General features: G+C 63.6%; 19 protein-coding genes and 1 other RNA gene. 13 read left to right on the top strand and 7 right to left on the bottom strand.

Features of this window, described 5'->3' with window-relative positions; genetic code table 11:
- Nucleotides 1-235 precede the first annotated feature (235 nt).
- From LPA37_RS05625 to trxA, 6 genes are all read right to left on the bottom strand, one after another.
- Nucleotides 236-499, bottom strand: coding sequence for a type B 50S ribosomal protein L31 (locus LPA37_RS05625; RefSeq protein WP_090533217.1), 264 nt, complete (start codon nt 497-499; stop codon nt 236-238).
- A 136-nt stretch (nt 500-635) separates the two neighbouring features.
- On the bottom strand, nt 636-1,487 hold the full coding sequence (locus LPA37_RS05620; protein WP_229012009.1) for a M90 family metallopeptidase: 852 nt from the start codon (nt 1,485-1,487) through the stop codon (nt 636-638).
- 3 nt (nt 1,488-1,490) lie between these two features.
- Nucleotides 1,491-3,047 carry an MFS transporter gene (locus LPA37_RS05615; protein ID WP_229012007.1) on the bottom strand — a complete coding sequence of 519 codons (1,557 nt, stop codon included), beginning with the start codon at nt 3,045-3,047 and terminating at the stop codon, nt 1,491-1,493.
- Entirely contained in the window at nt 3,044-3,592 is a 549-nt protein-coding gene (locus LPA37_RS05610) for a MerR family transcriptional regulator (RefSeq protein WP_229012005.1), read from the bottom strand. Before LPA37_RS05610 ends, LPA37_RS05615 begins: the two co-directional genes overlap by 4 nt.
- Nucleotides 3,593-3,742: 150 nt before the next feature.
- A complete protein-coding gene (gene rho, locus LPA37_RS05605; protein WP_090533209.1) occupies nt 3,743-5,005 on the bottom strand; it encodes a transcription termination factor Rho in 1,263 nt (420 codons plus the stop codon).
- A 213-nt stretch (nt 5,006-5,218) separates the two neighbouring features.
- A complete protein-coding gene (gene trxA, locus LPA37_RS05600; protein ID WP_006048864.1) occupies nt 5,219-5,545 on the bottom strand; it encodes a thioredoxin TrxA in 327 nt (108 codons plus the stop codon).
- A 432-nt stretch (nt 5,546-5,977) separates the two neighbouring features.
- On the opposite strand from trxA, the gene ffs reads away from it, so the two are divergent.
- From ffs to LPA37_RS05560, 8 genes are all read left to right on the top strand, one after another.
- An RNA gene (ffs, locus tag LPA37_RS05595) (signal recognition particle sRNA small type) lies at nt 5,978-6,076 on the top strand.
- A gap of 203 nt (nt 6,077-6,279) precedes the next feature.
- Complete coding sequence (locus tag LPA37_RS05590; protein ID WP_229012003.1) at nt 6,280-8,856, top strand: DNA polymerase III subunit gamma/tau; 2,577 nt, start codon at nt 6,280-6,282, stop codon at nt 8,854-8,856.
- An 84-nt stretch (nt 8,857-8,940) separates the two neighbouring features.
- Complete coding sequence (locus LPA37_RS05585) at nt 8,941-9,267, top strand: YbaB/EbfC family nucleoid-associated protein (RefSeq protein ID WP_007182071.1); 327 nt, start codon at nt 8,941-8,943, stop codon at nt 9,265-9,267.
- Nucleotides 9,268-9,374: 107 nt separating this feature from the next.
- On the top strand, nt 9,375-9,971 hold the full coding sequence (gene recR / locus LPA37_RS05580) for a recombination mediator RecR (protein WP_090533204.1): 597 nt from the start codon (nt 9,375-9,377) through the stop codon (nt 9,969-9,971).
- A gap of 84 nt (nt 9,972-10,055) precedes the next feature.
- Nucleotides 10,056-11,261, top strand: a complete 1,206-nt coding sequence (locus LPA37_RS05575; RefSeq protein WP_229012001.1) for a CaiB/BaiF CoA transferase family protein — start codon at nt 10,056-10,058, stop codon at nt 11,259-11,261.
- A 118-nt stretch (nt 11,262-11,379) separates the two neighbouring features.
- Nucleotides 11,380-12,417, top strand: coding sequence for an ABC transporter substrate-binding protein (locus tag LPA37_RS05570; RefSeq protein WP_229011999.1), 1,038 nt, complete (start codon nt 11,380-11,382; stop codon nt 12,415-12,417).
- A 98-nt stretch (nt 12,418-12,515) separates the two neighbouring features.
- A complete protein-coding gene (locus LPA37_RS05565) occupies nt 12,516-13,328 on the top strand; it encodes an ABC transporter ATP-binding protein (RefSeq protein ID WP_228974431.1) in 813 nt (270 codons plus the stop codon).
- A 39-nt stretch (nt 13,329-13,367) separates the two neighbouring features.
- Nucleotides 13,368-14,192, top strand: coding sequence for an ABC transporter permease (locus LPA37_RS05560; protein ID WP_229011997.1), 825 nt, complete (start codon nt 13,368-13,370; stop codon nt 14,190-14,192).
- A 107-nt stretch (nt 14,193-14,299) separates the two neighbouring features.
- Here LPA37_RS05560 and LPA37_RS05555 read toward each other — a convergent pair whose 3' ends face one another.
- On the bottom strand, nt 14,300-15,274 hold the full coding sequence (locus LPA37_RS05555) for an NADPH:quinone oxidoreductase family protein (RefSeq protein WP_229012087.1): 975 nt from the start codon (nt 15,272-15,274) through the stop codon (nt 14,300-14,302).
- Nucleotides 15,275-15,442: 168 nt separating this feature from the next.
- Here LPA37_RS05555 and surE point away from each other — a divergent pair, with 168 nt between their 5' ends.
- Genes surE through LPA37_RS05530 form a run of 5 tightly spaced genes read left to right on the top strand, consistent with a single transcriptional unit; the run spans nt 15,443 to nt 20,177 of the window.
- The gene (surE, locus tag LPA37_RS05550; protein ID WP_228974427.1) at nt 15,443-16,201 is read left to right on the top strand and encodes a 5'/3'-nucleotidase SurE; all 759 of its coding nucleotides are present in this window, start codon (nt 15,443-15,445) and stop codon (nt 16,199-16,201) included.
- Entirely contained in the window at nt 16,198-17,313 is a 1,116-nt protein-coding gene (locus LPA37_RS05545; RefSeq protein WP_229011995.1) for a protein-L-isoaspartate(D-aspartate) O-methyltransferase, read from the top strand. The genes surE and LPA37_RS05545 overlap by 4 nt, the downstream gene beginning before the upstream one ends.
- 5 nt (nt 17,314-17,318) lie before the next feature.
- Entirely contained in the window at nt 17,319-18,281 is a 963-nt protein-coding gene (locus tag LPA37_RS05540) for a peptidoglycan DD-metalloendopeptidase family protein (protein ID WP_229011994.1), read from the top strand.
- Between the two features lie 11 nt (nt 18,282-18,292).
- Complete coding sequence (gene rpoS / locus LPA37_RS05535; protein ID WP_228974420.1) at nt 18,293-19,384, top strand: RNA polymerase sigma factor RpoS; 1,092 nt, start codon at nt 18,293-18,295, stop codon at nt 19,382-19,384.
- Nucleotides 19,385-19,388: 4 nt separating this feature from the next.
- A complete protein-coding gene (locus LPA37_RS05530) occupies nt 19,389-20,177 on the top strand; it encodes a 3'-5' exonuclease (protein WP_229011993.1) in 789 nt (262 codons plus the stop codon).
- Nucleotides 20,178-20,220 lie beyond the last annotated feature (43 nt).

Below are 20,220 nucleotides of genomic sequence, written 5' to 3'. Positions count from 1 at the left end.
GCGTGGCCGGCCCTGAGCATCCGGCATTGTAGACGGGCGGCATGGCGCGCGTCACGGTGGATGGCAGGCGGCAACAGCGAGATTGCAACAGTTGGCAACGGCCACGACGGCAAGTCAGCCGGCGACGGGGCGTTGCCCGGTTGCTGCGTAAAATACGGAGACAAAAAAAGGGCAGCGAATGCTGCCCTTTTTTGCATCGACCGGCTCGTGAAACACCGCCGGGATCGAACAGGTATTACGTAGTCGCCTTGCCCGTGGCACGCGCGCCGAACTTCTTGTTGAACTTCTCGACGCGGCCGGCCGTGTCCATGATCTTTTGCTGACCGGTGTAGAACGGGTGCGATTCCGACGACACTTCGATCTTGGCGAGCGGGTACGTCTTGCCTTCGAATTCGGCCGTTTCGCGCGTCTGGATGGTCGAGCGGGTCACAAACTTGAAGTCGATCGACATATCGACGAACAGGACTTCGCGGTAATCGGGGTGAATGCCTTCTTTCATGGTCTTTCCTTTAGTCTGGCGGTAGCCAACCCGCGTGCCGTTGCGAACCGACGCAGCGGACTTCGGCGAGCCACTTGCCTAAGGTCGAAAAACGGCAATTATGCCAGAAAATCAGTCGCTTGACGAATTTCCCGGGCTATTTTGCGGGAGCAGGGCTGGCTTCCGGCAATAACGCGCCCACGCGAGCCGGATCCTGACGGTAAAAGCGGGCCAGAAGGCGATAAAGCTCGGGATATCCGGCTTCGAACGCCTGCGGCTGCACGAACAGCGCCTCACTGCACACGGCAAAAAACTCCGACGGATGATCGGCCGCGTACGGGTCGATCAGCGAATCGCGCTCGAAGCGCGCCCAGCGCCGCTCGGGCACGGCGTCAACCTTTACGCAGAACTGGTCGTAGGCTGCGTCGAACACGTCGGCCCATGCGGTCGCGTCGAGCGGTGCGTGCCAGCGGCGAAAGAGCGGCGGGTGGCCGTCGGCTTCGCCGGTCAGCATGTCGATCTTGTGGGCGAATTCGTGAATGACGACGTTGTAGGCATCCTTGCCGTCGGTCATCTGGGCGTCTTCCCACGACAGCACGACCGGGCCGCCTTCCCACGCCTCGCCGCTTGCGTCCTGCTCGATCTCATGGACCACGCCGTCTTCGTCTTCCACCGTTTTGCGGATCACGAACTCGCCGGGGTAGACGATCACGCCGACCCAGCCTCGATAAAGATCGAGGCTCAGGTTCAGCACCGGCAGCGACGCCTGCGTCGCGATGGCGACGGTCATTGCGTCCGTCAGTTCGAGTTCGTGCGCGGTCGAAAACGATTTCCGCGCGATGAAAAGGCTTGTCAGTTCGCGCAGGCGAACAAGGTCGGCGGCATCGAGATGCGCCAGAAAGGGCAGGCCCGCGAGCGTGGATTCCCATAGCGCGTCGGGGATCGCGTGCGTGCGCAGCGCGCGGTCGCGGCGGCGGGAGTCGAACCAGTGCGTGAGTTTCGAGAGCATGGGTCAGTCGATCTGTTTTTGCCACGCGGCAAAGATCCCGCCGCAGACGGCCACGCCGATCAGAAAATAGAAGCCGTCCAGCGACGCAAGGAAACTTGCCTGCTGCGTCACCGTCCGGCTCACCTGGACTACCGCTAGGGCATGCGCTTCGCTGATTGAACGTCCCGCGGCGGCGAAACCGTTCGTCAATGTCGCGATCGTGCTCTGGAACACTGGATTGTACGGATTCGCGAATTCGGCGAGCCGCGACTGATGCAATGCCCGCCGATGCTGTTCGACGATGATGACCGATGCCGTGGCAAATGAAATCGTCAGTTGCCGGACGACGTTCTTCAGCCGGTAGCCGTGCGTGAACTCTTCGATCGCGAAGATGCTGAACGTCAGATTGGCCACCGGCAGAACGATGAAAAGCAGCAGCAGGCCGCGCAGCAGCAGCGGACCGATCAGCGCGCGCTGATCGACGTCGGGCGGCATATGTGCCATCCACGCCGCGGCCAGCGCCGCAATGGCGAAACCCGGCACGATGATCCACTTCTTGCGCGGCAGCAGCTTTGCATAGCGCAGGTAGACGAAGAGCGCCGTCGATGAAATCAGCGAAGTGACACCGACCAGCCGTCCCGCATTTTCGACCGGATAGCCGAGCCCCTGTTCGAGAAAACGCGACACCAGGTAACTGAAGCCAGTGGACTCGTAGTAATAGAACATGTACAGCACGAGGCCGACCTGGAAGGTTTTTTCGCGCAGTGCATTCAGCCGCATCAGGGGCGAGGGATGATGCCACTGCTGGTACGCAAACCACACGAGCCCGACGATTCCCGCTACCGTCAGCATGATCAGACCCGGCGACGCGCTAAAGAGCTGGTAGCGCACCTGCTGCATGACGATTTGCAGCGCGCCCTGAGCGAAGGCAAAGATGATGTACGGCCAGAAATGCGACGCGCCGCGTTCTTCCGGCAGGAGGTTGCCCGAGTCCGGCAACGCAAGTAGCGCAAAACCTGCGAACAGGATACCTGCCGGCGCACTGCACATGAAGAGCGCGCGCCAGTCGAAATGCGCGACGAGCTGCCCGCCGGCGAGTGGTGCAAGCGCGCTGCCCAGCATGATCAGGACAAGAAAGGCGCGCGTCGCGCCGGCACGCCGCTGCGGCGTGAAGCTGCTCTGGATCAGGATGCGGCAGGTGCCCATCATCGGGCCGATGAAGTAACCCTGGAAGCCGCGCGCGAACGCCAGTTCGAACGATGTTTCGCACAACGCCGCGGCGACCGCTCCCGCCGAAAACAGCAGCATGCAGCCGGCCACGTAGCGCCTGTAGCCGAAACGCTCGACCCACCATTGCTGCTGCAGGATGCCGAGCACGGCCGCGACCGCGTACGCACTCGACGACCACACGAGTTCATCCGGCGAAGCGTTGATCCCGCCTGCGATATAGCTCGCGAAGAACGAGAAGATCGCGTTGTCGAAATAGTCGAGACCGGTGACGAGCGCCAGCACCCACGGGAAGAAATCGCCACGCAGCTTCGCGACGCTGAAAAGCGGTACGCGCGAGGAGGCTGCGCTCATGCGGCATCGTCTCCGGGAAGGGCTTTCTTGCTGAGCCTCGCTGCAGCACTCGACGGTGTCCGCGCTTTCTTTTTCAGGCGGGCGGTGTTGCGCTGCTCGAGAAGCACATCGGCGCTTTCGCCGGCAAGCCGGCGTTGCACGTAATCGAGATCGTCGCTGAGTTCGGCTTTGAGGTTTTGCACTTCCTTCAGTTCGCGACGTGCCGAATCGATGCGCGCGTCAAGCGCGTCGACCTGTTGCGCGAGCGCGTCGCGGATTTCCAGCAGGGATTGCGTGGAGTAGCGATTGCGTCCGCCTTCGACGGGTTCGAGCGGGCGCTTGAGCATTTCGGTGATGCCTTGCAGGGAGAAACCCAAGGCTCGAAAACGCAGGATGCGGGCGAAACGTTCGAGGTCGTTTTCGTCGTAGAGACGATAGCGGCCTTCGCTGCGGGTCGGCGTGACAAGCCCGCGCTCTTCGTAGTATTTGAGCGTGCGCGGAGTCACGTTCAGGCGTTCCGCCGCATCGCGGACGGTCAGCAGATTGGGGCTTTCTTCACTCGACATGGCGGCGCGGAAATTCGAAGTTTGCGTCGCATTATAGTTCAACGTGAACGTTCACGTACAGGTTGTGATCCGGTGCGGCGTACAGGCGAAAAAAAACCGCCCGCGAGAAGGCGGACGGTTTTTCTGAAGCTTGCTGCAGGACGGCTGGATTTAACTGCCGCGGCGCATCATGTCGAAGAACTCGGAATTGCTCTTCGTCTGGCGAATCTTGTCGAGCAGGAATTCCATCGATTCGACTTCGTCCATGTCGTGGATGAACTTGCGCAGCACCCAGATCTTCTGCAGCACTTCGGGCTTGATCAGCAGCTCTTCGCGACGCGTGCCCGACTTGTTCAGGTTGATCGAAGGGTAGACACGTTTTTCAGCAAGGCGACGCTCCAGGTGCACTTCCATGTTGCCGGTGCCCTTGAATTCTTCGTAGATCACGTCGTCCATGCGGCTGCCGGTTTCGATCAGCGCCGTGCCGATGATGGTGAGCGAACCACCTTCCTCGATGTTACGGGCTGCGCCGAAGAAGCGCTTCGGACGTTGCAGCGCGTTGGCATCGACGCCGCCGGTCAGCACCTTGCCCGAGGCCGGCACAACCGTGTTGTACGCCCGCGCGAGACGCGTGATCGAGTCGAGCAGAATCACGACGTCGTTCTTCATTTCGACGAGGCGCTTGGCCTTTTCGATCACCATTTCGGCGACCTGCACGTGGCGCGCGGCCGGTTCGTCGAACGTGGAGGCGATCACTTCGCCCGCCACCGAACGCTGCATTTCCGTCACTTCTTCCGGGCGTTCGTCGATCAGCAGCACGAACAGCACGATATCCGGATGGTTCTGTTTGATCGCGTGTGCGATGTGCTGCAGCATCACGGTCTTGCCCGACTTCGGCGAGGCGACGAGCAGGCCGCGCTGGCCCTTGCCGATCGGCGAGATCATGTCGATGATGCGGCCCGTGACGTTTTCCTCGCCGCGCATTTCGCGCTCGAGCAGCATCACCTTGTTCGGGTGAAGCGGCGTCAGGTTTTCAAACATGATCTTGTGCTTCGAGGCTTCCGGCGGCTGGCCGTTGACCTTGTCGACCTTCACCAGCGCGAAGTAGCGCTCGCCGTCTTTCGGCGTGCGGACTTCGCCTTCGATCGTGTCGCCGGTGTGCAGATTGAAGCGGCGGATCTGCGACGGGCTGATATAGATATCGTCCGTGCTGGCGAGATACGACGTTTCCGGCGAGCGGAGGAAGCCGAAACCGTCCGGCAGCACTTCGAGCGTGCCGTCGCCGAAGATTGTGTCGCCTGCCTTGGCGCGCTTTTTAAGAATGGCGAACATCAGTTCCTGCTTGCGCAGGCGATTGGCACTTTCGATCTCGAGGCCATTGGCCATCTCGATCAATTCGGACACGTGCTGAGTCTTAAGCTCGGATAAATGCATACGGAGAACCCGCCGGGGAGGAGAAGGTGCGACGAAATGGAATCTGGGAGGAGAAGTGAGCGGAACCGCTCAGGGACTTACACGTCTTTTCGACGTTTAATTGATTCTAGCATAGCACATGCCGGATTCCGCCACTGCAGCGGAAAAGCATGTTCACGGGGCGCGTTGTTGTCACCGGACAACAACGCGCCCCGGGCGCATCACAAGACCGGCTTAAAGATTGCCGTCGAGGAACGCGGTGAGTTGCGACTTTGACAGCGCGCCGACCTTCTGGGCGGCAACCGCGCCGTTCTTGAAGAGGATCAGCGTGGGGATGCCGCGTACGCCGAACTTGACCGGCGTGGATTGATGCTCGTCGACATTGATCTTGGCGATCTGCAGGCGATCCGCGTAGTCCTTCGCGACCTCGTCGAGGATCGGCGCGATCATCTTGCACGGTCCGCACCATTCAGCCCAGAAGTCGAGCAGCACGGGTTTGTCGGATTTGACGACGTCCTGTTCGAACGATGCGTCGCTGATATGCTTGATTTGTTCGCTCATTGTATGAATACCTCTTTCGGATCGCGGTCGCCCTGATGGCTCGCCACGATACATCAAATCAGGAAAACTTCTGTTCGCCTCGCCGCACTCATCGCCCGGCGGAACACCCTTCGGCACTACCCGATGGACGCGCCGCGGACCATGACATTACGGGTCATTCGTACGCCAGTTTAGCCTAAATCGCTATGCGTTGCCGGTGGTGATAGTAGTGATGCCGGCAGCGTAATATGTGCATCGATGGTGCTCGTAAAATCTGCCCTGCGTTGACAAGGTGTGCTGCTTCGACGCGTATCTGGTGACGTGCACGGTAAACTCAAGAGCAACGAAAGCGCGGCAGCAGGGCTGCTTTGCGCGGCGCGTCGATCCGGCTGTCGCGCGTTTCGTCGCCTTCAGGAGTCGCGTTATGCGACGACCGGTGATAGAATGCTTCGTGACGGGCCTCCTCGCATGGAGGGATGGTCAACCTGGTCAGGTCGGGAACGAAGCAGCCACAGCCGTTTTCCGCCAGTGCCGAGGGTCAGGCTCGTCACCTTCCTCTTTTTCTGCTGTCCGCGTTTTTCCTCCCTGCTGGTTCTGTCCGCTCCCGCGTTTTTGCTTTCGCGCTTCGCGTTGCTATCTGCTGTCGCCCCTGTTTTCCTCTATCGCTTCGTTAGCAAAATACAATGAAGCGGCAGCGTGTCGTCGCGTGGTTCCGATTCGTCTTTGCGCATCATCGTTGCTGATACAATTTCCGGATGACCTATCAAGTTCTCGCACGCAAGTGGCGGCCGAAGGATTTCGCGTCGCTCGTCGGACAGGAGCACGTGGTGCGCGCGCTCACGCACGCGCTCGACGGCGGGCGTCTGCACCACGCCTATCTGTTTACCGGAACCCGGGGCGTCGGCAAGACGACGCTGTCGCGTATTTTCGCCAAGGCGCTCAACTGCGAAACCGGCGTAACGGCGACGCCGTGCGGCGTGTGCCGCGCGTGCCGCGAGATCGATGAAGGCCGTTTCGTCGACTATGTCGAGATGGATGCGGCGAGCAATCGCGGCGTCGACGAAATGGCGGCGCTGCTCGAGCGCGCGGTCTACGCGCCGGTCGACGCGCGCTTCAAGGTCTACATGATCGACGAAGTGCACATGCTCACGAACCACGCCTTCAACGCGATGTTGAAGACGCTGGAAGAGCCGCCTTCGCACGTCAAGTTCATCCTCGCGACGACCGATCCGCAAAAGATTCCCGTGACGGTGCTGTCGCGCTGCCTGCAGTTCAATCTGAAGCAGATGCCCGCCGGGCACATCGTCTCGCATCTCGAACGGATTCTCGGCGAGGAAAAAATCCCGTCGGAGGCGCAGGCGCTGCGCCTGCTCGCGCGCGCGGCCGACGGCTCGATGCGCGATGCGCTTTCACTGGCCGATCAGGCGATCGCCTATTCGGCCAATCAGGTCACCGAGGAAGCCGTGCGCGGCATGCTCGGCGCGCTCGACCAGAGTTATCTGATTCGCCTGCTTGACGCGCTCGCCGCTGGCGACGGCGCGGGTGTGCTGGCGGTCGCCGACGAAATGGCGCTGCGCAGCCTGTCGTTTTCGACGGCGCTGCAGGATCTCGCGAGTCTGCTGCACCGGGTCGGCTGGGCGCAATTCGCGCCTTCGTCCGTGCTGGACGAATGGCCGGAAGCGGGTGATATCCGCCGGTTCGCCGGGACGCTGAGCCCGGAGCAGGTCCAGCTTTTCTATCAGATCGCGACGGTCGGGCGCAGCGAACTCGGTCTCGCGCCTGACGAATATGCCGGTTTCACGATGACGCTCCTGCGGATGCTCGCGTTCGAACTGGCGCCGAATGGCGGCGGCGGTGGAGTCGCGCCTGCTACGCGACCGGCTGGAACCGGTGCTGCGGCGACCTCGCGAACGGTCGCGTCCATGACTGCCGCCCGGCAGGATGTCGCGGCGAGTGATACGGGACCGGCTGCGGACGCAACGGTGCCAGCGAGTCTTCAACCGGTGAGTGCCCAGTCGGATATCGGATCGCGACCGGCGTCGGTTGCGGCAGGGTCCGCGACGGGTGACGTCGCGGTTGTGGGTGCGGGTGCCGCGACAGGTGACGCACAGGACAAGGTTGACGCGGCCGTTTCCGCGAATGCGAATGCGCCGGAGTCCGTGCCGGCTGCGACCGAAGCTGCCGCCAGAAGCGTCGCCCTTGCGTCTGAGCCGCTTGCAGGCGAAGCGCCTGCCGATGCCGCATCACCGGCGCCAGCCGCGCGGGAAGACGAGCAGAGTGGTGTTGCGGTCCCTGCTTCGGCGAATCCTGCCACGCAGGCCGACGAAGACACTCACGTGCCGTCCGGCAGCGAATCCATCGCTCGTGCGCCAGAACAGTCAGCTGCTGCCGCGCCCACGCCCGCTTCCAGCGTGACGCCGCGCGAAATCACATCGGCCGCGCCCCGGCAGCAGGAACCCGCGGCCGCGTCGCGCCGCGCCGGCGGCGCGAGCGCGGCGCTCGACGTGCTGCGCAGCGCGGGCCTGAAAGTATCGTCCGACCGCGGCCGCGCGGCGCCGTCGGCCGTTGCCGCCGCGCCGGCGCCGAAATCCGCTACGCCGAAGCTGGCGCCGCGCGTCAACGTGCCAGTGCCAGTGCCAGTGCCTGGCGCGCCGCGCCGGGCACAGGACGCCGGGGCTGCCCAGCCGCAAGCGCGTAATAACGGTAGCCAGGGTGGCTCGTCCGTCCCGCCGTGGGACGACATGCCGCCGGACGACTACATGCCGGTCTTGTCGGACGATGCGTTTTTCGCGCCACCCGATGACAATTACACGCCGGTCTTCGACAGCGGCCCCGACGATGTGCGTCTCACGCCTGCTGCAAGAGAACCCGCGCCCGTCGTCGACACGCGTCCGCTGCCCCCCGCCATTCCGCTCGACGCCATCGGCTTCGAGGGCGACTGGCCCGCGCTGGCCGCCGGTTTGCCGCTGAAGGGCATTTCGTACCAGCTGGCGTTCAACAGCGAACTCATGTCGCTCGACGGCACGCTGCTCAGATTGAACGTCCCGGTGCCGCAATACGCGGAAGCCGCGCAGGTCGCGAAGCTGAAGGCGGCGCTCGCCGAACGCCTCGGCACGACGGTCGACGTGCAGGTCGAAGTCGGCGCCGCGCGTCGCACGGCCGCCGCGCTTGACGCCGCCGCACGTGCGCAGCGCCAGCAGGACGCCGAACGTGAGATCCGTCAGGACCCGTTCGTGCAATCGTTGATCCGCGATTTCGGCGCGAGCATCGTGCCGGATTCGATCCGGCCAATCGCCCCGGATGCCGGGCAGGGCGCAGCCGCCGCGCATTGAGCTGAACACACATCGAAAGGCGCGGTTCTTACTAAACGCCGTCGCCAGACCCCTGAATCTCAAACGATCAAGAAGGAGCACGCCATGATGAAAGGTCAACTCGCCGGGCTGATGAAGCAGGCCCAGCAGATGCAGGAAAACATGAAGAAGATGCAGGAGCAGCTCGCGCTGATCGAAGTCGAAGGACAGTCGGGCGCGGGCCTCGTCAAGGTAACGATGACCTGCAAGAACGACGTGCGCCGCGTATCGATCGATCCGAGCCTGCTCGCCGACGACAAGGACATGCTCGAGGATCTCGTCGCCGCCGCGTTCAACGACGCCGTGCGCAAGGCCGAAGCCACCGCGCAGGAAAAGATGGGCGGCATGACGTCGGGCCTGCCGTTGCCGCCGGGATTCAAGCTGCCGTTCTGATCCGGCCGCGTCAGCATCGCGGGTCAGGTAACGGGACGCACCAGTGGACGACCTGAAGCACGACCCGCAGCACTTTCGTTTTGCCCTTTTGACGACGCCGATTTCGCATGAAACAACCTTCCGCCCTGTCGGCGCTCGTCGAAGCGCTGCGCGCGCTGCCCGGAGTCGGGCCCAAATCCGCGCAACGCATGGCGTATCACCTGATGCAGCATGATCGCGACGGTGCCGAAAAGCTCGGTCGCTCGCTGCTGTTCGCGACCGAACATCTCCAGCATTGCGAGAAGTGCAACACGTTCACCGAAGCCCGGATCTGCGACGTCTGCCTCGATGAAGAGCGCGATCCGGCGTTGCTGTGCGTCGTCGAAACACCGGCCGACCAGATCATGCTCGAGCAGACGATGACTTACCGCGGCCTCTATTTCGTGCTGATGGGGCGGCTCAGCCCGCTCGACGGCATCGGTCCGAAGGAGATCCATTTCGATCGCCTCGTGAAGCGTGCCTCGGATGGCGTCGTCAAGGAAGTCGTGCTCGCAACCAATTTCACCAACGAAGGCGAAGCGACCGCGCATTACCTCGGCCAGACGCTCAAGGCGCGCGGGCTTGCGGTAACGCGTCTCGCGCGCGGCGTGCCGGTCGGCGGCGAACTCGAATACGTGGACGCCGGCACCATCGCCCGCGCCATGCTGGACCGGCGTTCGATGTAACGCGGCGTCTCCTTGCACCGCACGGATACTGGAAGCGATTACCTCCCGCAGCCCCCAGCCCTAAGCCAGAAACGAAGGAGACATATGAGCGCAACCCAAGGCCCGCTCGCGGGCGTCAAGGTGCTCGAGCTCGGCACGCTGATCGCAGGCCCGTTCGCGGCGCGATTCATGGGCGAGTTCGGCGCGGACGTCATCAAGATCGAAGACCCGAACGGCGGCGATCCGCTGCGCAAGTGGCGCAAGCTCTATCCGGAAGTGGGCGGCACGTCGCTGTGGTGGGCGGTGCAGGCGCGCAACAAGAAGTCGGTGACGATCAATCTGAAAGCCGAAGAGGGCAAGGAAATCGTCCGGCGTCTGGCGAAGGAGGCCGATATCGTCATCGAGAATTTCCGTCCCGGTCTGCTCGAAAAGCTCGGGCTCGGTTACGACGTGCTGTCCGCGGAAAATCCCGGTCTCGTGATGGTGCGGCTCTCCGGTTACGGCCAGACGGGCCCGTATCGCGACCGTCCGGGTTTCGGCGCGATCGCCGAATCGATGGGCGGGCTGCGTCACATCACCGGTTATCCGGACCTGCCGCCGCCGCGCATCGGCATTTCGATTGGCGACTCGATCGCCGCGTTGCACGGCGTGATCGGCGCGCTGATGGCGTTGCATCACAAGCAGGTGAACGGCGGTAAAGGGCAGGTCGTCGATGTCGCGCTGTACGAAGCCGTTTTCAACATGATGGAAAGCGTCGTGCCCGAATACGGCGTGTACGGCATGGTGCGGGAGCGCACCGGCGCGTCGCTGCCGGGCATCGTGCCGTCGAACACGTATCCGTGCCTCGACGGCAGCATCGTGATCGGCGGCAACAGCGATCCGATCTTCAAGCGCCTGATGATCGCGATCGACCGCGAGGATCTCGCGAACGATCCGGGCCTCGCGCAAAACGACGGCCGTGTGCCGCGCACGCTCGAGATCGACGCGGCGATCGCCACGTGGCTCGCCACCCGCACGATCGACGAGGCGCTTGCCGTGCTGAACGCGGCTGATGTGCCGGTCGGCCGCATCTACAGCGTCGCCGACATGTTCGCCGATCCGCAGTATCTCGCCCGTCAGATGATCCAGCGCTTCAAATGGCAGGACGACGTCGAGATCACGTTGCCGGGCGTCACGCCGAAGCTCTCGGATACGCCAGGGGAAACGCGCTGGCTCGGCCCGGAACTGGGTGAACATACCGATGAAGTCCTCCATTCACTAGGTTATGATGCAGGCGACATCGCCCGGCTGCATGCGGAGCGGATCGTTTGAGATGACGTCCGCGCGTGAAAGCGTGCGGCGGCAGAATCGCGAGACGCCGCGAGGCTCGCGGCAACCCGGCACACGGGGCCGGGTACAACAAAAACACAATCAGAACGGAGACACCGGGATGCAACGCAGAACATTCCTGAGCGGCTCGGCCGCACTCGCTGGCGCCGCGCTCGCTGGCACGCCGCTCGCCTTCGGGCAGGGCAAGCTGGAGACAACGCAGGTATCGATCGCCGTCGGCGGCAAGAACCTGTTTTACTACCTGCCGCTCACGATCGCCGAGCGTCGCAATTTCTTCAAGAACGAAGGGCTCGAGGTCGAAATCTCCGATTTCGCGGGCGGCTCGCAGGCGTTGAAGGCGGCGGTCGGCGGCAGCGCGGATGTCGTATCCGGCGCGTTCGAGCACACGCTGCTGCTGCAGGCGCGAAGCCAGATGTTCCGCGAATTCGTGCTGCAGGGGCGCGCGCCGCAGATCGTGCTCGCCGTGTCGAAGAAGACGATGCCGAACTACAAGACCATCGCCGATCTGAAGGGCAAGAAAATCGGCGTGACGGCGCCGGGTTCGTCGACGTCGATCATGGCGAGCTTCGTACTCGCGAAAGCAGGACTCACCGCAAAGGACGTCTCGTTCATCGGCGTGGGCGCAGGCGCGGGCGCGATCTCGGCGTTGCAATCCGGCCAGATCGACGCGATCGCCAATCTCGATCCGGTGATGACAAAACTCGAACGGTCGGGCGACATCCGTGTGGTGTCGGATACGCGCACGCTCGCCGACACGCGTACGGTGTTCGGCGGCAACATGCCGGCGGGCTGCCTGTACGCGTCGCAAAGCTTCATCACGAAGAATCCGAATACGACGCAGGCGCTGACCAATGCGATGGTGCGCGCGCTCAAATGGCTGCAGACGGCCACGGGCAGCGAGCTGATCAGCACGGTCCCGGAGGGCTATCTGCTCGGCGACCGCGCGCTCTATCTCGACGCGTGGCAGCACGTGAAGGAAGCGATGTCGCCGGACGGCCTGATGCCGGCCGACGGTCCCGCGACGTCGCTGAAAACGCTCCAGACGTTCGACGACACGATCAAGGGCAAGCCGATCGACCTGTCGAAGACGTGGACGAACGACTTCGTCAAGAAAGCGCTCGCCACCATCAAGGCCTGAACGCTGTTTTCGTACCGTTTCGTGTGTAACGGGCCGCTGGTTCATCACGGCCCGTCACGCGAACGAACCCCAACGCATCCGAAGAAGCGAATCGAACGATGACCGTTCCTGCACTGGCGCTCGACACCATCACCTGCACGTTCGCGTCGCGCGATGACCGCACGCAACGCTACACGGCCGTCAAGGACACGACGCTGCACATCGCGCCCGGCGAATTCGTGTCGGTCGTGGGTCCGACGGGCTGCGGCAAGTCGACGTTGCTGAACGTCGGCGCGGGACTGCTCGAACCGTCTTCGGGCGGCGTGACGGTATTCGGCGAGCCGCTGAAGGGCATCAACCGGCGCGCCGGCTACATGTTCCAGGCCGATGCATTGATGCCGTGGCGCTCCGCGCTCGACAACGTGATGGCCGGCCTCACGTTCCACAACGTGCCGCGCGACGAAGCCCGCAAGCGCGCTGACGAATGGCTAAAGCGCGTGGGCCTCGGCGGCTTCGGCGACCGGTATCCGCATCAGTTATCGGGTGGCATGCGCAAGCGCGTCGCGCTGGCGCAGACGCTGATTCTCGATCCCGACATCATCCTGATGGACGAGCCGTTCTCCGCGCTCGATATCCAGACGCGCCAGCTGATGGAAAACGAGCTGCTCGACCTGTGGGCCGCGAAGCGCAAGGCCGTGCTCTTCATCACGCACGACCTGGACGAAGCGATCGCGATGTCGGACCGTGTCGTCGTGCTGTCGGCGGGGCCGGGCACGCGTCCGATCGGCGAATTCACGATCGATCTGCCGCGTCCGCGCGATGTGGCCGAGATCCGCTCGCATCCGCGTTTCGTCGAACTCCACGCGCAGATCTGGAGCGTGTTGCGTGACGAGGTGCTCAAGGGCTACCAGCAACAACTGACGGCCGCCTGAGCGCGGTTTTCCACCGACGACCAACAAGGTAACGAAGACATGTGGAAGCGTGTGCTCCCGAATCGCGCCAATCTGGTGATCTGGCAGTGGCTGCTGCTCGTGCTGAGCTTTCTGCTGTGGTACGCGCTGACCAGCCCGACGTTGTTGCCGCCGTTCTATTTCGACGATCCGAACAAGGCCGCGTTCTTCTTCGGCGAACCGCAGAAGGTGCTCGTGCGCATCTGGGAATGGTTTTCCGGCGGGGAAATCTATCTGCATCTGTGGATCACGCTGATCGAAACCGTGCTCGCGTTCGCGTTCGGCACGGTCTTCGGTCTTGGCGTCGGCCTGTGGCTCGCACTCGCGCCGGTGACGAGCGCGCTGTTCGATCCTTACGTCAAGGCCGCGAACTCGATGCCGCGCGTGATTCTCGCGCCGATTTTCGGCGTGTGGTTCGGGCTCGGCATCTGGTCGAAAGTCGCGCTTGGCGTGACGCTCGTGTTCTTCGTCGTGTTCTTCAACGTCTATCAGGGCGTGAAGGAAGTCAGCCCCGTCGTGCTCGCCAACGCCCGCATGCTCGGCGCGAACCGCAAGCAGCTGTTGCGCAACGTCTATCTGCCAAGCGCGATGAGCTGGGTGTTTTCGAGCCTGCACACGTCAGTGGGGCTTGCGTTCGTCGGCTCGGTGGTCGGCGAATATCTGGGCTCGGCGCGCGGCGTCGGTTATCTGATCCTGCAGGCCGAAGGCACGTTCGATATCGATACGGTGTTCGCGGGCATCCTCGTGTTGACCGCGTTCGCGCTGATTCTTGATGGCATCGTCGGCGTGGCGGAGCGTCGTCTGATGAAGTGGCAGCCAAAGAGCGGCGAAACCGAGAAGCTGTAAAGAAAGGCCCGGGAGAAAGCAGGGCGGCAAACGAAAAAGCGCGCGATGTTGCGGATCGCGCGCTGCTTTTTTGAAAGGTTTCCTCGCCGCGAGGAAAGCGAAGCGCTTCAGGGCGTAATGACGATCTTGCCGATCACACGCCGTTCCGCCATGTCGCGCAGTGCGCGTGGCGTGTCGTCGAGCGCGTAGCGCGCCGAGATGTGCGGGCGCAGCTTGCCCGCCTTCATCCAGCCGAGCATCTCCTCGAAGCCGGCAACATTATTCTGTGGCTCGCGCCGCGCGTAATCGCCCCAGAACACGCCGACGATGCTCGCGCCTTTCAGCAGCGTCAGATTCAGCGGCAGCTTCGGAATCTCGCCGTTCGCGAAGCCGACCACCAGATAGCGGCCGCGCCAGCCGATACTGCGAAACGCCGGTTCCGAATAGATGCCGCCAACCGGGTCGTAGACCACATCGGGACCCTTGCCGTCGGTGAGCGCCTTGATCCGCTCGCGCAGATCTTCGCGGCTGTAATTGATCGTCGCGTCCGCGCCGTGTTCGACGCAGGTCGCGAGTTTTTCGTCGGTCGATGCGGCCGCGATCACACGGGCGCCGAGCGCCTTGCCGATCTCGACCGCGGCGAGGCCCACGCCGCCAGCGGCACCCAGCACGAGCATCGTCTCGCCGGCTTTCAGTTGCGCGCGATCGACGACCGCGTGATGCGAGGTGCCATACGCCAGCGTGAACGCTGCGGCGACAGCGAAGTCGGCGTCGTCGGGAAGCGGCACGCAGGCGGAGGCGGGCGCCACTGCCTGTTCGGCGAACGCGCCCGAGCCCGTGAATGCGACGACGCGCTGGCCCACCCTGAAATCGCGCACGCCATCGCCCACCGCACGCACGACGCCCGCGACTTCCGAGCCTGGCGTGAACGGCAGGGGCGGCTTCATCTGATACTTGTTCTCGATGATCAGCACGTCCGGGAAATTGACGCTGGCCGCCCTGACATCGATGACCACTTCGCCGGCCTTCGGTTCGAGGTCGGACAGCGTTTCGACGGTCAGGCTTTCCGGCGGACCGTACTGGTTGCAGCGAATTGCGCGCATCGTGTTTTCCTTCGCGTTGTTGATCGATTGACCGGTTTGAACGATCGAGTGTAAATCAACCCGCACGACCGTGCTATTCATGCCGGGCCTCGCTGTGCATCGCGTGTCGGCCTGACGGTCGACCGCACGGCGTGTTTAATCGCCGGGTTCCTCGGTTACAATCGCCGCATGCGAATCCTGATCAGTAATGACGATGGTTATCTGGCGCCCGGCCTCGCCGCGCTTCATGAAGCGCTGAAGCCGCTCGCCGATGTTACGGTGATGGCGCCCGAGCAGAACTGCAGCGGCGCGTCGAACTCGCTGACGCTGTCGCGGCCGCTTTCGGTGCTGCGTTCGTCGAACGGTTTCTACTACGTGAACGGCACGCCGACGGACTCCGTCCACATCGCGCTGACGGGCATGCTGGATCACATACCGGACCTCGTCGTCTCGGGTATCAACAACGGCCAGAACATGGGCGAAGACACGCTCTATTCGGGCACCGTCGCCGCCGCGACCGAAGGCATCATGTTCGGTGTGCCGGCCATTGCGTTTTCGCTCGTCGACAAGGACTGGGTGCATCTCGAAGACGCAGCGCGGGTCGCCGCCGAAATCGTCGCGCATTATTTCGAGTATCCGCTGCCAGGGCATCCGCTGCTGAACGTCAATATTCCGAATCTGCCTTACGATGCGTTGCGTGACTGGCAGGTGACACGGCTGGGCAAGCGCCATCCGTCGCAGCCGGTGATTCGCCAGACCAACCCGCGCGGTGAACCGATCTACTGGATCGGGCCATCGGGCAGCGCGCGCGATGCCAGCGAAGGCACCGATTTTCACGCCGTCGCGAACGGCCATGTTTCGATCACACCGCTGCAACTCGACCTGACCCACACGCAGATGCTGCCCGCGGCGCGCGACTGGGCGCGCGCCGGGAGCGGCGCTCAATGACCAGCGAACGCGCAAAGCGCTTTCCACTCGGTCTCGCCGATCTCGTGCGTGAACCGCGCCGGCCCGAAGGCCGCGCGGGCGAGACGCGCGCCGTGGCGAGCGGCAAGCCGGCCGTCGTGAAGCCTGCCGCAACGGCGGCCGTGAAACCTGCGGCGCTCAAGTCCGCGATCCTGAAACCCGCGAGCGCCGCGCCCGCGACCGTCAAGCCGCTGCACGCCCGTCCGGCAACCACGATCGCCTCGCCGGCGAACAGCAACCCTGCAGCGGCCAGGCCCGCGGCCGCGCAACCCGTCATCGTCAAACCAGTTGCGGTCAAACCCGCAGCGGTCAAACCCGCAGCGGTCAAACCGGCTGCAGTCAGGGCGCGGGCATTGAAACCGTCGCCGGCCGGTCCGTCTCAGGTAAAAGCGGTCGCTCCGCACGCGGGACGCTCCACCGCGCCGAACGTCGCGCTCAGCAGCGCGATGGCGCTGACTTCGGAACGCGTTCGCGAGCGCATGGTCGAACGCCTGCGGGCGAACGGCGTGACCGATCCGCGCGTGCTGAATGCAATGTCCGTCGTGCCGCGTCACATGTTCGTCGACCCCGGTCTCGCGACCCAGGCCTACGAAGATGCGGCGCTGCCGATCGGTCATCACCAGACGATCTCGAAGCCGTCAGTCGTCGCGCGCATGATCGAGCTGGCCGCGGCGGGCCGGCCGCTCGCGAACGTGCTTGAAATCGGTACCGGCTGTGGCTATCAGGCGGCCGTGCTGAGCCAGGTCGCACGCGATGTCTATTCGATTGAACGTATCAAGCCGCTTTTCGAGCGCGCGAAGATCAATCTGCGGCCGTTGCGCATCCCGAACATCCGTCTGCATTACGGCGACGGCCGCGTCGGTCTGCCGGCGGTGGCGCCGTTCGATGCGATCGTGATCGCCGCCGCCGGCCTCGACGTGCCGCATGCGCTCCTCGAACAGCTGGCGATCGGCGGGCGGCTCGTCGCGCCGGTCGGCTCGCAGGAAGGGCAGTCGCAGGTGCTGACGCTCGTCGAGCGCGCGGGCCCCGCGCAGTGGCGCGAGTCGCGGCTTGATCGCGTTTTCTTTGTACCCTTAAAATCCGGAGTGATCTGAAACCGATGAGTATGTTGCGCGCGATGCAAATAACCAGCCTGAACGACTCGACCGTCATGACCATAGCCCGGCGTAGTGCGTGTGTAGCCGCGCTCTGCCTGTTGACGGCCTGCGCGACGCGCTTTGACGCCGCGCCCGTCGTCGACCTCTCCGGTACGGGTGCGATCGGCACGCAGGCCGGTGCGGCTGCGCAGCCGGCCGTGCCGCTCGGGCCGCCGCCTCCGGGCTACTACCGTGTGAAGCCAGGCGATACGCTGTACCGGATCGCGCTGGAGAACGGCCAGAATTATCGCGATATCTCGACCTGGAACAACCTGACGAACCCGAACCAGATCGAAGTCGACCAGTTGCTGCGCGTGGCGCCGCCGGGCGCGAACGTCGCCGCGCTGACGCCGGGTGTCGCCACATCGCCGATCGGCGGCGGCGGTGTGCAGGCTGCACCGCTTGGCGGCGCAGCGCCGGGCGCCGCGGGTCCCGCAGCCGGTGTGACGACGGGTGTCACCGCCGCGCCGCCGGTCTACGGCTCCGGCTTGACCGCGACGACACCGCCGGGCGCGACGCCGCAGGCACCCGCAAGCGACACCAGCGCGGCGGCGAACGGCAACATCGCGTTTGCGTGGCCGGTGCACGGACCGATCCTCGGCACCTTCGACGACGCGAAGAACAAGGGCGTGAATATTGGCGGCGCGGCGGGCGATCCGGTGAAGGCTTCGGCGGACGGCCGTGTCGTTTATGCTGGAAATGGGCTGCGCGGATACGGCAATCTCATTATCATCAAGCATGACGCGACTTATCTCACCGCATATGCACATAACCGTGCTTTGATGGTAAAAGAGGGTGACGCTGTAACCCGTGGGCAGAAAATCGCCGAAATGGGCAACAGCGATTCGGACCGTGTGATGTTGCATTTCGAAGTTCGCCGGCAGGGCAAACCTGTCGACCCACTGAAGTATTTGCCGCCGCAATAAGCGATACGACCATGCCGAAATCGAAGCGCCGCCCGCTGCAAGCCGGAACTGAGACAGTCAGCCGTGCCACGCCTGTTTCGGTGGAAGACGGCGGCGCTGTGAACGACGACGACAGCGTGGACGAAATCGATAACGCCGCCGAACTTGACGAGCGTCAGGCCGGCGCCGAAGAGGGCGCTGATGCACGCGATGGCGCAACCGATTCCCCACCCGACGCGGACGATTTTCGCGCGCTGCTGCAGGCGGAACTCACCGCCGACACGATCCAGCATTATCTGAACCGCATCAGCGTCAAGCCGCTCCTGACGGTCGAGGAAGAGCAGCGTTACTCGCGGCTCGCGAAGGCAGGCGAGTTCGAGGCGCGGCAGGTGATGATCGAGCGCAACCTGCGGCTCGTCGTCAGTATCGCCAAGGGCTATCTGAATCGCGGCGTGCCGCTGCTCGACCTGATCGAGGAAGGCAATCTCGGCCTCATGCATGCGATCGAGAAATTCGATCCCACGCGCGGCTTCCGCTTTTCGACGTATGCCACATGGTGGATCCGCCAGAGCATCGAGCGCGCGATCATGAATCAGGCACGTACGGTGCGTCTGCCGGTTCATGTGATCCGCGAGCTCAATCAGGTGCTGCGCGCAAAACGCCATCTGGAAAAAAATTCGATGAATGCCGGCCCGGCGGCCGACCGCCGCGACGCCAGCATCGACGATATCGCCTATCTGACCGGCAAAACCACCGACGAAGTCACCGATATCCTCGCACTGAACGAGCACACGGCATCGCTCGACGCGCCGCTGGATCTCGATCCGGCGAGCAGCCTGCTCGATCTGCTGTCGGACGACCAGAGCCAGTCGCCGGATGCCGAAGTGCAGCACCGCGAACTCGAAACGCTGACGCGGGCATGGCTCGCGCGGCTGTCGGACAAGCATCGTCATGTGATCGAACGCCGCTTCGGGCTGAATCACATCGAGCCCGCCACGCTGGAAGAACTCGCCGACGAAATGGGCCTCACGCGCGAACGCGTGCGCCAGATCCAGCAGGAAGCGCTGGTGCGGCTGAAGCGATTCTTCGCCTCTAACGGTGTGCGCAAGGACGCCGTTCTGTAACCCGATGACACCTATTCTTGTTTTCGACATCGAGACGATTCCCGATGTTGCCGGCATTCGCCGTCTCGAAGGGCTCCCCGCCACGCTGACCGACGACGAAGTCGCCGAACACGCCTTTGCCGCGCGTCGCGAGAAGACGGGAAGCGATTTTCTTCCGCATCATCTGCAGCGCATCGCGGCGATTTCGTGCGTGTTTCGCGACAACGCGGGTTTTCGCGTGCGTTCGCTCGGCACGCTGGCCGATGGCGAGGCGGCGCTGATCCAGTCGTTCTACCGGGTGATCGAGAAATACACGCCGCAACTGGTGTCGTGGAACGGCGGCGGCTTCGATCTGCCGGTGCTCAATTACCGGGCGCTGGTGAACGGCATTCCGGCATCGCGTTTCTGGGATCTCGGCGAGGACGACCGCGATTTCAAGTGGAACAACTACATCAGCCGCTATCACGCGCGCCACACCGACCTGATGGACGTGCTGGCGATGTATCAGGCGCGCGCCAACGCGCCGCTCGACGCGCTCGCGAAGATGTGCGGCTTTCCCGGCAAGCTCGGCATGGACGGCGGCCAGGTGTGGCATGCGTTTCAGCAGGGCCGCATCGAGGAGATCCGCAATTATTGCGAGACGGATGTGGTGAACACGTACCTGCTGTACTGCCGCTTCCAGTTGCTGCGCGGCGGTTTTTCGGCGGCGGAGTACGACGACGAAATCGTCCTCGTCAAGAATGCGCTCGCGCAGGAGCCCGCGGCCCATTGGGCCGAGTATCTGGCGGCGTTCGATCAGGCGCCGGCCGGCTGACGGGTTTGCCGCGCGCCGCTTGCCGTGGTGCAACACCGTGGCG

Source organism: Paraburkholderia gardini (assembly GCF_907164545.1).
GTDB lineage: Bacteria > Pseudomonadota > Gammaproteobacteria > Burkholderiales > Burkholderiaceae > Paraburkholderia > Paraburkholderia gardini.
This window is presented reverse-complemented; position numbering and strand designations above follow the sequence as displayed.